This is a genomic window from Aequoribacter sp. (assembly GCF_965659035.1).
Lineage (GTDB): Bacteria > Pseudomonadota > Gammaproteobacteria > Pseudomonadales > Halieaceae > Aequoribacter.
In genome coordinates this window covers 1-13,542 of record NZ_CBFHWH010000056.1, presented here as the reverse complement: position 1 = coordinate 13,542, position 13,542 = coordinate 1, and the positions used below count along the sequence as shown (strand labels likewise).

Genomic DNA, 13,542 nt, shown 5'->3' with positions numbered 1-13,542 from the left:
CAAGTTGCACGCAATGAACTCGCATCCGAAGCGCAACGCATCAAAACGCTGCTCAGAGCGCTGTTTGCCAATCGGGACAGCGACACTCTGAAGCTACTGTTGTCGCAAGACGATCCCGCCAATTTGGCCCGCAACTTAACGTTTCATGCCCGCATACTTAAACAGCAAAACATTCAAATTGACGCACTGATGTCTCTGCTTACGAAACTCGACCAAACACAGCAAGAGTTGGCGCAAAATCGCAAAGAGCGCGAACGCACACTGACAGCCCTGGAGAGCGAAGAGCAAAACTTGAGCCGGCAACAGCAAGAGCGCACACGAAAAGTCGCCGCGCTGAAGCAAATGACGCAGTCACTACAAGTGCAAAAACAGCAGCTCGAGCAAGACCAAGCCAGGCTGCAAAATCTAATCGACGAATTGGACACCTTGGCACTGACCAATGAAACAATACAAATCGCGCCCTTCGCCGATCAAAAAGGCAAATTATCATGGCCCACAGAGGCCAAGGTAAGTACCCGGTTTAACAGCAAACGGAACACCAATGTGCGCTGGCAAGGCATGCGATTTAGCAATATTGCCGATGATCCAATAAGGCCCATTTATCACGGAAGAGTCGTTTTCGCCGATTGGCTGCGCGGCTACGGCCTGCTCGTGATTATTGACCACGGCGAGAATTACATGAGCCTCTACGCACACAATAACAGTATTTCGGTCGAGGAAGGTCAGTGGGTAGATCCCGGCACCGTCATTGCCTTGGCGGGTAACACTGGCGGCCAGGAAGAGCCCGGCCTATACTTCGAAATACGCCATCAAGGTGAACCGCAAAACCCAGCGCACTGGTGCCGCTGAAATAAGGACACATTATGCCAACCAAACGCCTTCGTATAATCGCCTCAAGCCTTTTGCTGTGTGGCATCAGCGCTGTAAGCTTTTCCGAAGAGCCGGCCAATCCCGAACCTCAAGCGGAAATCAAACAAGAGCTTCCACTTGAGGCATTAAAACGCTTTGCGGATGTCTTTAATCAAATCCGCCAGGGTTATGTCAAAGAAATCCCGCAAAGTGAACTCATGGACTACGCCATTCGCGGTATGATGTCGAATCTGGACCCTCACTCGGTTTACCTCAACAAAGAAGCCTTCAGCGAACTGCAAGATTCCACCTCGGGAGAGTTCGGCGGTATCGGCATAGAAGTCGGCAAAGAGAACGGTTTTATTACCATCATTTCTCCTATTGATGACACCCCCGCCGCCAAAGCGGGCTTGCAAAGCGGCGACGTCATTCTCAGTATCGATGGCGAGTCCATGGAAAACAAAACTCTGAGCGAGGCCATTGATCGCATGCGAGGCGAGGCAGGCACACCAATCACTCTAGAAATTGGACGCAGCGGCGAGAGTCAGCCCTTTGACGTCGATTTAGAGCGAGCCAATATCCCGGTAAAAAGCACGCGTGAACGACTGCTAGCACCCGGCATTGGCTATCTGCGAATTTCGCAATTCCAACGAAAAACACACGAAGATGTCGCTAAAAGCCTAGATAACTTGCTGGAGTCAGGAGAGTTGAGTGGATTGGTGCTCGACCTACGGAACAACCCCGGCGGTGTACTCCAAGCCAGTGTGGGGGTTGCCGACCATTTCCTAGATGGCGGCCTAGTCGTTTACACCGAAGGTCGCATTGATGATGCGGCCGCGGAGTACGAGGCGACAGAAGGCGACCGTCTCAATGGCGCTCCCATCGTTGTGTTAATTAATCGCGGCTCGGCCAGCGCTTCTGAAATTGTCGCCGGAGCTCTGCAAGACCAAAAACGTGCCGTTATCATGGGCACGCAAAGTTTCGGTAAAGGTTCAGTACAAACCGTCTTGCCGCTATCGGAAGATATCGCGGTTAAATTGACCACGGCTTTATATTTTACGCCTTCAGGCCGCTCGATTCAGGCCGAGGGCATTACCCCCGATATCAACGTCGAGCGCGCCAAAGTCACCGCGGTTGCCAGCGGTCGACGCATTAGCGAAGCGGATCTGCGCGGACACTTAGAAAACATTCAGGCCGAGGATAAAACCGAAGAGAATGAACCATCGTTCAATGCCGAAGAAAGCTTACAGCTGCTAGAAGACGACAATCAGTTATTTGAGGCCTTTACGCTACTGAAGGGCTTAAGCATTTTGCAGCAGCGACTCAGTACGCCAGCAGCCGGTGCGGACGCGACAACCAACGTAAGGGAACAAGAGCAGCAGTAAGTAAGGCTACAGGCGCATCTCTATGCCGCACGCGGCCATATGCGCCTTCGCCTCGGCAATGGTGTACTCACCAAAATGGAAAATACTCGCCGCTAGCACTGCATCAGCATGTCCCTGCAGCACGCCTTGGGCCAGGTGATCAAGGGTACCCACGCCACCCGATGCAATAACAGGAATGGAAACCGCGTCTGCAATTGCGCGGGTCACCGCCAAATCGAAACCATTTTTGGTGCCATCGCGATCCATGCTGGTTAACAAGATCTCGCCGGCGCCTAACTCAGCCATTTTCTCAGCCCAGCGAACAGCATCAATGCCCGTTGGCTTGCGACCGCCGTGAGTAAAGATTTCCCAACGCGGTGTCTCGCCTTCTTCATGCACGGCTTTTGCGTCAATCGCGACGACAATGCACTGGCTGCCAAAGCGATCGGCCGCCTCTTGTACCAAGGCCGGGTTGTGAATTGCCGCGGTATTGATGCTGACCTTATCAGCGCCCGCGTTTAACAAAACTCGAATATCGTCAACCGAACGCACCCCGCCACCAACGGTTAGAGGGATGAATACTTCGCGCGCGATTTGCTCCACCGTATGCACGGTGGTGTCACGATTTTCGTGGCTAGCGGTAATATCGAGAAAAGTAATTTCATCAGCACCGGCCTGATTGTAACGACGCGCGATCTCAACAGGATCGCCGGCATCGCGAATACCGACAAAATTCACACCTTTAACAACGCGACCGTTATCGACATCTAGACAAGGGATGATGCGTTTGGCTAGACCCATTAAGCGCAGACCTCGTCGCAATAGGCTTGTGCTTCTCGCACATCTAGCGTGCCTTCATAAATTGCTCGGCCCGTAATCGCACCACAAATACCCTTAGAAGAAACCGCCGCCAAGGCTTTAATGTCTTCCATGTTAGTAATGCCACCCGAGGCAATCACCGGAATGGACGAGGCTTGAGCCATTTGCACCGTGGCTTCAACATTGACGCCCTGCATCATGCCGTCGCGCGCAATATCGGTGTACACAATGGCCGAGACGCCAAGTGCGTCAAACTGCTTCGCCAAGTCGGTGGCTTGCACATCCGATACTTCGGCCCAGCCATCAGTGGCGACCAAGCCATTCTTGGCGTCTAAACCAACGATCACACGGCCGGGAAACGCCTTACAAGCCTCAGCCACGAATTCGGGTTCGCGCACGGCTTTGGTACCGATAATGACGTAAGACACACCGGCTTTAACGTAAGCTTCGATGGTTTCTAAAGATCGAATGCCACCGCCAATCTGTATGGGTAATTGCGGGTAAGCCTTAGCGATGGCTCGCACCACGTCGCCATTGACCGGCTCACCAGCGAAGGCACCGTTTAAGTCCACTAAATGTAGACGCCGAGTGCCAGCCTCTACCCACTGTGTAGCCATAGCAACAGGGTCATCCGAGAAAACCGTGCTGTCCTCCATTAAACCTTGGCGCAGACGCACGCACTGTCCGTCTTTTAAGTCGATGGCGGGGATAATCAGCATGATCCGTTCCAATTTAAAAAGTTTGTAAGTAGTTGCAAACCCGCAACATGGCTTTTCTCTGGGTGAAACTGAGTAGCAAAGATATTATCGCGGGCAATGGCCGCCGCGAAGGGCAACCCGTACTCGCACACACCCGCCTGAACCTCGGACCTTGTGGGTGTCACACAGTACGAGTGCACAAAGTAAAAGCGAGTGTTGTCTTCAATACCGTGCCACAACGGGTGAGGCATAGATTGCTGCACAGTGTTCCAACCCATGTGCGGAATCTTTAAGGTATGGCCCTGCTCATCCACGCCGCCGGGAAAGCGCTGTACAACACCTTCAAACAGACCAAGGCACTGGGTGCCACCGGATTCTTCAGAACCCTCCATCATGGCCTGCATGCCCACGCAGATCCCCAGCAAGGGCTTGCCCGAAGTAACAACCTCGCTAATCAAGCGGTCAAAACCCAGGCGTTTAATTTCGGCCATACAATCGCCAATGGCGCCCACTCCGGGGAATACCACCCGATCAGCAGCGGCAACAATCGCGGGGTCGTCGGTGACCACCACGTCGCAAGGACCGGCGTGTTGCAGAGCGCTTTCAACCGAATGCAAGTTACCCATGCCGTAATCGATTACGGCGACTCTTTGTGTTGCCATTGAGCTTACAACACCCCTTTGGTCGAGGGAGTCACGCCAGCCATACGCTCATCGGCCGACAAAGCCATGCGCAGAGCACGCCCAAAAGCTTTGAACACCGTTTCGATTTGGTGGTGCGTATTTTCACCGCGCAAATTATCGATATGCAGGGTCACTTGAGCGTGATTAACAAAGCCATGGAAAAACTCAGAGAACAAATCCACGTCGAAACCGCCAACCGAAGCACGCGTAAACGGCACTGCAAATACCAAACCCGGGCGACCACTGAAATCGATAACGACTCGCGACAAGGCTTCATCCAAGGGCACATAGGCGTGGCCATAGCGGGTCATGCCTTTTTTGTCGCCCACCGCCTGGGCAAACGCCTGCCCCAGAGTAATGCCAATATCTTCTACCGTGTGGTGGTCGTCGATGTGCAGGTCACCTTTGGCATTGATGTCTAGGTCGATTAAACCATGACGTGCGATTTGATCCAGCATGTGCTCCAAAAATGGAATACCGGTATCAAACTTTGCCACACCGGTGCCATCCAAATTCACGCTCGCGGTGATTTGTGTTTCCAGCGTGTTGCGCGTTACGCTAGCGCTACGTTGGCTCATGTCATGCCCTCTTGTGCCTAAACAGCTTTAAAGGGGCGCATTATATGAGAAACCATCCGCTTAATACACTCTAAAGCGACAGGACAAAACGGGATTGAGCAAATCACAGAATCACCCAAACTTCGCCGACCGCGTGCTTGCTTGGTTTGAAGACCATGGACGCAAGCATTTGCCTTGGCAACAAAACGTGACGCCCTACAAAGTTTGGGTCTCGGAAATCATGCTACAGCAGACGCAGGTCGCAACCGTTATTCCCTACTTCGAGCGGTTTATGACCAGCTTTCCCACGGTAGAATCCTTATCTTATGCTCCTTTAGATGATGTGCTTGCGCATTGGACTGGGCTTGGTTACTACGCGCGCGCGCGCAACTTACATAAAGCGGCCCAGCAGGTGTGCCAGCAACACGGCGGCATTTTGCCCACAACGATAGAGGGACTTGAATCTTTACCCGGCATTGGCCGCTCGACTGCGGGCGCCATTTTAAGCTTGGCGCTTAATCATCGGGCTACGATACTCGATGGTAACGTAAAGCGGGTGCTCGCCCGACATCAAGCGGTACAAGGCTGGCCGGGCGAGACAAAAATACACAGCGCACTTTGGGACATCGCGGACAGATTCACGCCGGCAGACAATTGCAAAGCGTACAACCAAGCGATGATGGATCTAGGCGCCACCATTTGTACGCGAAGCTCGCCCTCTTGTCTGATATGTCCAGTCTCGGCAGACTGCATCGCACTTAAGGAAAACACCTGGCAAAACTATCCCGGTAAGAAGCCAAAAACCGTGAAACCCATTCGGAAAACGAAATTCGCAATCTTTCAAAACGCGCAAAACGAGATCTACCTAATACGCCGCGCAGAACAGGGTATTTGGGGTGGGCTTTGGTGCTTCCCCGAACTAAGAGAAGAGAATCATGCGCTGACGGAGCAGACTGACAAAACTGAGGCTCTACCAGTTTTTCGCCACACCTTTAGCCACTTTCATTTAGACATTGAACCGATTGTCTTTACAATGTCGAAATCAACCGCGGAAATCCGTGAGGGCTCTGGGGCATGGCTCTCAATAGAGGATGCGATGTTAAAAGGACTCGCCGCCCCCGTCGTCAACTTATTAAAGCAACTCCAAACACGAGCTCGATCATGACCAACACAGTATTTTGTCAGAAACACAAAAAGACGTTAGAGGCCCTGGATCGGGCGCCATTTCCAGGCCCCAAAGGTCAGCAGATTTTAGAGACCATATCCAAGCAGGCTTGGGCAGAATGGCAAGACCATCAGACGCGACTCATCAACGAGAAGCACCTGAATTTAATGGACCCCGCAACGCGTAAATATCTTCAAACGGAGATGGATAAATTTTTTGCAGGTGAAGACTATGATAAAGCGGAAGGTTATATACCAACTTCTGATTAGTGCTCTATTTGTCGCTTTTGCATCGACGATAACAACAGCACAAGCCGACCCGATGGCACCTGGATACGCTGCCTTCGAGCGAGGCCATTACAGCACGGCTGCTCGGGCCTGGCGCAAGCTGGCGCTTCAGGGTTACCCCGAGGCCGAAAATGCTCTCGCCACCCTATATCAAGATGGGCTGGGTGTGCCACGCAACACGGAAGAAGCCATTCGCCTATTTGAGTCTGCCTCTGGTCACGGTCTTACCATCGCCAAACACAATCTCGGCCTAATTTACTTCGAAGGCAAGGGGGTAGACATAGACTACGCTCGCGCCACCGCCTACTTTGAGGAGGCCGCGAAACTCGGCTTGGCGGAGTCACTGTATCAACTTGGGGTTATGGCGCTTACAGGTGAAGGTACCAAAAAAGACGCAAGCCTTGCTCGCTCTTACTTCAAACAAGCTGCGCAAAAAGATCACCCCTTCGCGCAACTGATGGCTGCGCATTTGCTACAAACAAAGCAAGGTGGCGAGCCCAATTTGATCTATGCGCATGTCTGGGGCTCTTTGGCTTACGCCAACGGTATAGAGGACGCACTAGAGATTACTCAGTACACAGGGGTTGCCATGTCACTGCAGCAAGCTTCAGAGGCCGAGCGTTTGCTGAGGCTTTGCCAGGAGTATTTGGCCACCTGTACGGATTAGTGAAAAGACGCTCAAGGTTTGTCATTTAAGGTCGATTAATAGCTCAGACGCTAATTTACTAAAACAAGGAGTGACTATGTCTGCTGCACAACGCGCCGCCTCTATGTACAAACAAGTCGATTTGGAATCGTCTGTAGCATCTGCTGACAAGCACCAATTAATCAGCTTGCTGTTTGACGGCTTGATCAGCTCTTTAGTGGCCGCCGAGCATCAACTTGAACACAACAACATTCGCGCTAAGTGCGATAGCATCAGCCGCGCTTGTCGGATCCTGGTGGGCCTGCAAGGATCGCTAGATCACGACAAAGGCGGTGAAATTGCGCGCAACCTTGCCGACCTTTACGCCTACGCGATGCGTCGCTTATTCAAGGCCAACATCGACAACGATAAAGCCATCATCACCGAGGTCAAAAGCCTATTAATGGAAATTCAAAGTGCTTGGACCGAAGTACCAGAAGTGTTGCGCGAGCAGCAGCTGGCAAACGCTTAGTTTTTAGCATTCTACTAATTCATTATAAAAAATTGCCTACGCATTGAGTGTTCGTTACTATCGTTACACAAGTTAAAGAGCGCTGCGGCGCTCTTAATGCATCAACGGACATTCATGCTCAGCGCTATTATTGGCAACAGCCCCGCTATCGTAGCGGTAAAATGCTTAATTGAACAAGTTGCTCCCAGTGACGCAACGGTGCTTGTTCGCGGCCCATCAGGGGCGGGCAAAGAGCTGGTTGCCAAAGCGCTGCATGAATTGTCACCGCGTTCTAAGCATCGGTTTATCCCCATAAATTGCGCCGCCATCCCGCGCGAATTACTAGAGTCCGAACTCTTTGGTCACCGTAAAGGATCCTTCTCGGGCGCGATCGGAGATCATAAGGGGCGCTTTGAATTGGCCCATAACGGCACCCTATTCCTCGATGAAATTGGCGATATGCCCATGGATTTGCAGGTCAAATTACTTCGAGTTTTGCAAGAGCGAAAAGTTGACCCCATCGGTAGCCAGCAATCAATTGATGTGAATGTTCGGGTCATTGCAGCGACCCACAGAGATCTCGAAAAAGCTGTTGCCGCGGGCGAATTTCGTGAGGATTTGTACTATCGACTCAACGTCATTCCTTTGGCTCTACCCTCTTTAGCCGAGCGCAAAGAGGACATTACCGAGCTATTCGCACGCTTCGCGGAAATGGAAAAGCGCAATGGCGACGCCCCAGTGCGTTTGTCGCGCTTTTCGCAGGCGGTATTACAACAGTACGAGTGGCCCGGTAATATCCGCGAGCTTCAAAATTTGGCACACCGGTTTACCGCCCTCTACGCCGGTCAAGAGGTGGATTTACGCAACATTCCTGAAACCATGTTGCCACCAAAGATGCTGGACACCATGATGACTCTGGCCGAGGACTTCCCTGCCCCCCCCGAGGCGGAATTAAACCCAGAGGACTCTCACGATTTTGAGGACTTCGGACTGCCCAACATCGAGGGCATTGTTCGCATGGCCCAAGGTATACCTACACTGCCAGATGAAGGCCTTGTACTGAAAGATCATATTGCACAAATCGAGCGCGACATCATCCATGAAGCGCTACAACGCACCGCCCATAACGTCTCGCAAACGGCGAGATTACTGAGTATTCGCCGCACAACGTTGATCGAAAAAATCAATAAATACGAACTGACGCATTCCGCTCAATCTGCATAGGCAAAGTCTTGCCGACTTTTCGACACTAATTGCCACTGGCAAAGACTTGCCGCCGGCAAAAACCCGACAGCCGCCCAGAAAAATCTCGCAACTAATTGATAAATATGGATTTTCAAATCTGGCATAGCATTTGCTTATCGTAGTGCAAGTTCAGTGATAAACGGCGATACGCATGACACAACAGGTATTATGGATTGATCCCAACCAGCAACAAAGCTTAGCCTTGCGCAGTGCATTAAGCGAGCGAGGCATTGACCTTTGCAGTCTGCCCCAATGGAGCGGCAGCGCGACGGTGCGTTGGCTGGGGCAGCACCCCGATGGTCTAGTCGTAGTAAACGTGCCGATCACGGCCCGAGAAGAATATCTCGAGGATATTTTTGCGAACGGACTTATGCAACCGATCCTGTTACGTATTCCTGCCACCGGGCTGCACCTCGCCAGCCAAGGCTTTAAGCTAGGCGCTACCGATGTTATCGATAGCGATGAGCTGCAGGCCGATTTTTGGATCCAAACCTTACAGACCCACCGCAACGACGAGGTCGCTGAGTTTTTGAAACCCGCGCAAAAATCCGTGATTTTTCGCGACCCTAAGAGCAAAAAGCTACTTAACCTAAGCGAGAAGGTAGGCAAAGCTGGAGTTACCGCCTTACTCACGGGCCCCACAGGATGTGGCAAGGAAGTCATTGCACGGGTGATTCATGCTTCGTCAAATCGCCGCCAAGGGCCCTTTATTGCGGTCAATTGCGCGGCTTTACCTGAGCATTTAATCGAAGACATGCTGTTTGGTCACGAAAAGGGCGCGTTTACTGGTGCGGCTCGCGAGCAGGCAGGCTATTTTGAGCAGGCCCACGGTGGCACCTTATTTCTAGACGAGATCGCAGAGTTGCCCTTCCATTTGCAGGCCAAGCTACTGCGCGCCTTGCAAGAAAAACGCATTACCCGCTTAGGGGGAGATACCGAAATTCGCCTAGACATTCGGGTCGTAGCGGCCACCAACCAAGCCTTGAAAGAACGTATCGCCCAAGGCTTATTTCGCGAGGATTTGTACTATCGCCTTAGCGCCTTTCAAATTCGTATTCCCTCGCTTGCTGAGCGCCCCGAAGACATCTTAGCGCTAGCGGAACATTTCCTAGCCACGACAGAGTTTCAGAGCTCGGCTCAGCGCCTGGAATCCTGCGCCAAAACAAAGCTGAAGACCCACGCGTGGCCGGGGAATATTCGCGAGCTAGAAAACGTCATTATGCGTGCGCAAATACTTTCCGATAGTGACAGCATTACCGCCGATGATATCGAGTTCGACGAACTGAGCTCATCGGCCTCTTTATTTGACGCAGCCCCTCAGAGCGCTGCGCCAGCAGCGACCAGCGGCCTGAGCGATCTGGTCAAACAATCTGAATATGCGGCCATTATGGACACCATTCAAAAAGCATCAACTCGAGAAGAGGCGGCCAAGCAGCTGGGTATAAGCCCCCGCACTTTGCGGCACAAGCTACAAAAACTGCGCGAGACAGAGCCTCGCCTGGCCGCAAACGCGTAAGGAGCCATTATGATCAATCCAACTGGAATGAACGCCGAAGCTCTGCTGCAGCAGATTCGTCAGTTTTCAAATCAGACTCAGCAAGTCGGTAATACCTCAGCAACACAGGGCGTCAATTTTGCTGACGCTGTAGCTAATGGCATTAAAGAGGTGAACACCTTGCAGCAAACAGCGGCAACACAACGCAACGCCTATGACGCGGGTCAGGATGTCCCCTTAACGGACGTCGTTATTAGTATGCAAAAGTCCTCGCTCGCTTTTGAAGCCACCTTGCAGATTCGCAACAAGGTGATGAAGGCTTACGAAGACATCATGAACATGCCGGTATAACCGCACTAGGAAATCATTATGGAAGCTACGGCAACAGCAACAGGTAATCTGCCCGCGACCTCTGCGGCAGCACCGAACACAGGACAAACAGGGGCCTTGGCGGCAGCCAACCCGCGTACCGCGCTGGCTAACAATGCCGCGACACCAGCCGCAACCTTGAGTCTGCTGAATCAACCCGCAGTTAAGCGCAGCATCCCTGCGATTATTGTGATTGCCTCGATATTTGTCTTTGCCTTGTTGTTTTCTTGGATTCAGGGGCAGAACTTGCGCACCTTATACCCAGGTATGAGCGAGACAGACCGTCACGCTTCGTTCGAGGCCCTGAAACAAGCAAATTTCGATCCAGTCATTGACTCAGGCTCGGGTGAGTTAAATGTGCCCGCCGACCAATACCATGAGGCGCGGTTGCTGTTAGCTGCGCAAGGACTACCCGCATCGACTAGCCAAGGTGGCTTTGCGAATTTATCGCAAGAAAGCACCATGACGACCAGTCAGTTTATGGAGCAGGTCAAATACATGAACGCCATCGAGCAGGAACTCGCTCGCTCGATCACCCAGATCAACAGCGTTCAAGCGGCTCGAGTGCACATCGCAGCACCCAAACAATCAGTCTTCGTGCGTGATCGCACCCCCGCCAAAGCGTCAGTGGTAGTGACGCCGCAGCCGGGTCGACGACTGTCTGATGCACAAGTGCAGGCGATCGTGCATTTGGTGTCATCAAGCGTGCCCTATCTCGCGGCTAACGATGTTGCCGTTATCGATCAGATGGGCAGCTTGCTCACCGACAGCAGCGACGCCGACACCGCACTGGGAGTCACAGCGGGTCAACTGGCTTATCAACAGCGGGTAGAAGAAATCTTCCGCGCGCGAATTGACAATCTCCTGACACCGATTATTGGTGCCGGAAACATTCAAGCGGTCGTCTCGGTAGACTTAGACTTCACGCAAACTGAATCTACCTTGGAGCAATACGATGATCAGGGTCGCGGTGGCGCTACTCGCTCGGAAGTCATTTCAATCGACAACCAAAATGCTGCAGCTCCAGCAGGCGGCGTACCCGGCGCTGCCAGCAATATTGTATCCCCTCCTGCAGGCACTGCGACCGGCGGCACGTCGACAGCAGGTGCCAGCCAAACTGCAGCACCCGAACCCAAGACCTCGCATACCACTCGTAACTATGAGTTAGACCGCACGGTCCAGCACATCAAGCAGGCCATGGGTGGGGTCGAGAAAGTTTCGGTGGCTATCGTCTTAAACGAAAAGGCCTTGTCCGAGCGACTCGCGGCAGGTAGCGGTCAAGCGGCAACGACTGCGCAAATAGACGCCGAAATTGCGCGCTTAACCAGCCTAGTTGAAGGCATCGTTTCTTTCGACAGCACCCGCGGTGACCAGGTTAAAGTGATCGCGGCGCCTTTCGAAGAGATTACGATCCCCGAGATCGAAAGCTCCTGGATGGAAAACGGCGATTTAGTGAGCATTGGTCAGACAGCCGTCGCTGGGCTTGCGTTTATTGCTCTGCTGCTCTTCGTCGTACGTCCGGCTATCAACTCGTTTAATACTGGCGGCAAGGGGAGTTCACCGGCTCAACAAGCCTCACTCTCGAATGAACAGTTACACGCTTTAGCAAACGACCAGTCGCAAAGCGGAGCAAGCCAACGTGCGCAGTTAGCCGAGCAGTTAATTAATACCGCCAATACTTACGATGAAAAAGTCGCGCTGGTAAAACTGCTGGTCTCAGAAGACTCGGGTCGCGTTGCTAACGTACTAAAATCCATGATCAAACCCGCTTAAGTGGTGAACCAAAATGGCCAAAGCAAAAGAAAAAGAGACCACTGACGAAGTCACTGAAGCAGCCGTTGCCGCGAAGCCCAGGGCACCGCACGAGAAAATGTCGGGCGCAGAGCGCGCAGCCGTCATCATGCTCTTGCTAGGTGAGCAACAAGCCGCCGATGTCATTCCCTTTTTGTCACCCAAAGAGGTGCAGTCTTTGGGAAGCGCTATGGTAAAGGTGGCGGACCTATCGCAAGACACGGTTAACGCCGTGCTCGACGAGTTCATCGGCGCTATTAAGCAGCGCACCAACATCGGCGTTGGCACTACCGACTACGTGCAAAATGTGTTCAAACGAGCGCTGGGGCCCGACAAGGCGTCAACGATACTGGGGCGAATCATTCCCGGCTCCAGCAATAAAGGGCTCGAAATCTTGAAGTGGATGGACGCCAAGTCGATTGCCGAAATGATCGAGGCCGAGCACCCCCAAGTGATTGCCATTATTCTGTCGGTACTTGATCACGATGTCGCAGCCGAGGTGCTAAGCCTGTTGCCCGAGGACAACCGGGTCGACATTATTCAGCGGGTGGCCAGCCTTGAAGCGGTGCAGCCCTCGGCTATGGAAGAGTTGGAAGGCATTATGGCGCAACAACTCAAAGGCGGCATTACGCCGGCAAGTTCTAGCGTTGATGGCATTAAAACCGCAGCCAACATTTTAAACTTTGTGAAAGTGGATTTAGAGTCCAAAATCATGGAGGGCTTATCCTACCGTGATGAAGGCATGGCAACTCAAATTTCTGACAGCATGCTCACCTTTGACAAGCTGTCGGCTCTGGACAACCGTTCGGTCGAGGTAGTTTTACGCAACATCGATCAGGATATGTTGATGGTAGCCTTGCGTGGTGCTGACGACGATGTCAAAGATAAATTCTTGAACAACATGTCGCAGCGCGCCCGCGCCATCTTCGTCGACGACATGGAAGCCAAAGGCCCCATGCGCTTAAGTGACGTCGAAGAAGCTCAGCGCAGTATCATGCGGATAGCCCGCAAACTGTCTGACTCTGGCGAAATCATGTTAGTGGGCGTAGGCGATGACTTTGTTTAAGGGCACCTTCCAACGCAA

The 13,542-nt window shown here is 52.5% G+C and carries 15 protein-coding genes; 11 read left to right on the top strand and 4 right to left on the bottom strand.

Features of this window, described 5'->3' with window-relative positions:
- A partial coding sequence (locus ACTF5Z_RS08685) for a murein hydrolase activator EnvC family protein (protein WP_438985290.1) occupies window positions 1-849 on the top strand: 849 nt, incomplete at its 5' end.
- A 14-nt stretch (window positions 850-863) separates the two neighbouring features.
- The gene (locus tag ACTF5Z_RS08680; protein ID WP_438985289.1) at window positions 864-2,234 is read left to right on the top strand and encodes a S41 family peptidase; all 1,371 of its coding nucleotides are present in this window, start codon (window positions 864-866) and stop codon (window positions 2,232-2,234) included.
- A gap of 6 nt (window positions 2,235-2,240) precedes the next feature.
- Here the strand turns inward: ACTF5Z_RS08680 and hisF are convergent, their stop codons facing one another.
- The 4 genes from hisF to hisB are packed head-to-tail and all read right to left on the bottom strand — an operon-like array spanning window position 2,241 to window position 4,991.
- Window positions 2,241-3,014: an imidazole glycerol phosphate synthase subunit HisF gene (gene hisF, locus ACTF5Z_RS08675; protein WP_423849455.1), complete on the bottom strand. Its 774-nt coding sequence runs from the start codon at window positions 3,012-3,014 to the stop codon at window positions 2,241-2,243.
- Window positions 3,014-3,751, bottom strand: coding sequence for a 1-(5-phosphoribosyl)-5-[(5-phosphoribosylamino)methylideneamino]imidazole-4-carboxamide isomerase (gene hisA / locus ACTF5Z_RS08670; RefSeq protein WP_438985288.1), 738 nt, complete (start codon window positions 3,749-3,751; stop codon window positions 3,014-3,016). Before hisA ends, hisF begins: the two co-directional genes overlap by 1 nt.
- Window positions 3,745-4,392 carry an imidazole glycerol phosphate synthase subunit HisH gene (gene hisH, locus ACTF5Z_RS08665; protein WP_423849457.1) on the bottom strand — a complete coding sequence of 216 codons (648 nt, stop codon included), beginning with the start codon at window positions 4,390-4,392 and terminating at the stop codon, window positions 3,745-3,747. The genes hisA and hisH overlap by 7 nt, the downstream gene beginning before the upstream one ends.
- A 5-nt stretch (window positions 4,393-4,397) precedes the next feature.
- On the bottom strand, window positions 4,398-4,991 hold the full coding sequence (gene hisB, locus ACTF5Z_RS08660; protein ID WP_423849458.1) for an imidazoleglycerol-phosphate dehydratase HisB: 594 nt from the start codon (window positions 4,989-4,991) through the stop codon (window positions 4,398-4,400).
- 94 nt (window positions 4,992-5,085) lie between these two features.
- On the opposite strand from hisB, the gene mutY reads away from it, so the two are divergent.
- From mutY to fliG, 9 genes are all read left to right on the top strand, one after another.
- The gene (gene mutY / locus ACTF5Z_RS08655) at window positions 5,086-6,135 is read left to right on the top strand and encodes an A/G-specific adenine glycosylase (RefSeq protein WP_438985287.1); all 1,050 of its coding nucleotides are present in this window, start codon (window positions 5,086-5,088) and stop codon (window positions 6,133-6,135) included.
- Window positions 6,132-6,404, top strand: a complete 273-nt coding sequence (locus tag ACTF5Z_RS08650; protein WP_423849460.1) for an oxidative damage protection protein — start codon at window positions 6,132-6,134, stop codon at window positions 6,402-6,404. Before mutY ends, ACTF5Z_RS08650 begins: the two co-directional genes overlap by 4 nt.
- Window positions 6,367-7,089: a tetratricopeptide repeat protein gene (locus tag ACTF5Z_RS08645; protein ID WP_423849461.1), complete on the top strand. Its 723-nt coding sequence runs from the start codon at window positions 6,367-6,369 to the stop codon at window positions 7,087-7,089. The genes ACTF5Z_RS08650 and ACTF5Z_RS08645 overlap by 38 nt, the downstream gene beginning before the upstream one ends.
- A gap of 76 nt (window positions 7,090-7,165) precedes the next feature.
- Window positions 7,166-7,579, top strand: a complete 414-nt coding sequence (gene fliS, locus ACTF5Z_RS08640) for a flagellar export chaperone FliS (RefSeq protein WP_423849462.1) — start codon at window positions 7,166-7,168, stop codon at window positions 7,577-7,579.
- Window positions 7,580-7,675: 96 nt separating this feature from the next.
- A complete protein-coding gene (locus tag ACTF5Z_RS08635; RefSeq protein WP_423849463.1) occupies window positions 7,676-8,782 on the top strand; it encodes a sigma-54 interaction domain-containing protein in 1,107 nt (368 codons plus the stop codon).
- Between the two features lie 172 nt (window positions 8,783-8,954).
- Window positions 8,955-10,319, top strand: a complete 1,365-nt coding sequence (locus ACTF5Z_RS08630) for a sigma-54 interaction domain-containing protein (protein ID WP_423849464.1) — start codon at window positions 8,955-8,957, stop codon at window positions 10,317-10,319.
- Between the two features lie 9 nt (window positions 10,320-10,328).
- Window positions 10,329-10,649: a flagellar hook-basal body complex protein FliE gene (fliE, locus tag ACTF5Z_RS08625; RefSeq protein ID WP_423849465.1), complete on the top strand. Its 321-nt coding sequence runs from the start codon at window positions 10,329-10,331 to the stop codon at window positions 10,647-10,649.
- A gap of 18 nt (window positions 10,650-10,667) precedes the next feature.
- Complete coding sequence (gene fliF, locus ACTF5Z_RS08620) at window positions 10,668-12,440, top strand: flagellar basal-body MS-ring/collar protein FliF (RefSeq protein WP_438985286.1); 1,773 nt, start codon at window positions 10,668-10,670, stop codon at window positions 12,438-12,440.
- 13 nt (window positions 12,441-12,453) lie between these two features.
- Window positions 12,454-13,524 carry a flagellar motor switch protein FliG gene (fliG, locus tag ACTF5Z_RS08615; protein WP_423849467.1) on the top strand — a complete coding sequence of 357 codons (1,071 nt, stop codon included), beginning with the start codon at window positions 12,454-12,456 and terminating at the stop codon, window positions 13,522-13,524.
- The last annotated feature ends 18 nt before the right edge of the window (window positions 13,525-13,542 follow it).

Bases quoted from the DNA above. Each gene is read 5' to 3' on its own strand.
- hisF (WP_423849455.1), bottom strand. From the start codon at position 3,014: ATGGGTCTAGCCAAACGCATCATCCCTTGTCTAGATGTCGATAACGGT.
- hisA (WP_438985288.1), bottom strand. From the start codon at position 3,751: ATGCTGATTATCCCCGCCATCGACTTAAAAGACGGACAGTGCGTGCGT.
- fliE (WP_423849465.1), top strand. From the start codon at position 10,329: ATGATCAATCCAACTGGAATGAACGCCGAAGCTCTGCTGCAGCAGATT.
- ACTF5Z_RS08680 (WP_438985289.1), top strand. From the start codon at position 864: ATGCCAACCAAACGCCTTCGTATAATCGCCTCAAGCCTTTTGCTGTGT.
- fliS (WP_423849462.1), top strand. From the start codon at position 7,166: ATGTCTGCTGCACAACGCGCCGCCTCTATGTACAAACAAGTCGATTTG.
- ACTF5Z_RS08650 (WP_423849460.1), top strand. From the start codon at position 6,132: ATGACCAACACAGTATTTTGTCAGAAACACAAAAAGACGTTAGAGGCC.
- fliF (WP_438985286.1), top strand. From the start codon at position 10,668: ATGGAAGCTACGGCAACAGCAACAGGTAATCTGCCCGCGACCTCTGCG.
- ACTF5Z_RS08630 (WP_423849464.1), top strand. From the start codon at position 8,955: ATGACACAACAGGTATTATGGATTGATCCCAACCAGCAACAAAGCTTA.
- hisB (WP_423849458.1), bottom strand. From the start codon at position 4,991: ATGAGCCAACGTAGCGCTAGCGTAACGCGCAACACGCTGGAAACACAA.
- fliG (WP_423849467.1), top strand. From the start codon at position 12,454: ATGGCCAAAGCAAAAGAAAAAGAGACCACTGACGAAGTCACTGAAGCA.
- hisH (WP_423849457.1), bottom strand. From the start codon at position 4,392: ATGGCAACACAAAGAGTCGCCGTAATCGATTACGGCATGGGTAACTTG.
- ACTF5Z_RS08635 (WP_423849463.1), top strand. From the start codon at position 7,676: ATGCATCAACGGACATTCATGCTCAGCGCTATTATTGGCAACAGCCCC.
- ACTF5Z_RS08645 (WP_423849461.1), top strand. From the start codon at position 6,367: ATGATAAAGCGGAAGGTTATATACCAACTTCTGATTAGTGCTCTATTT.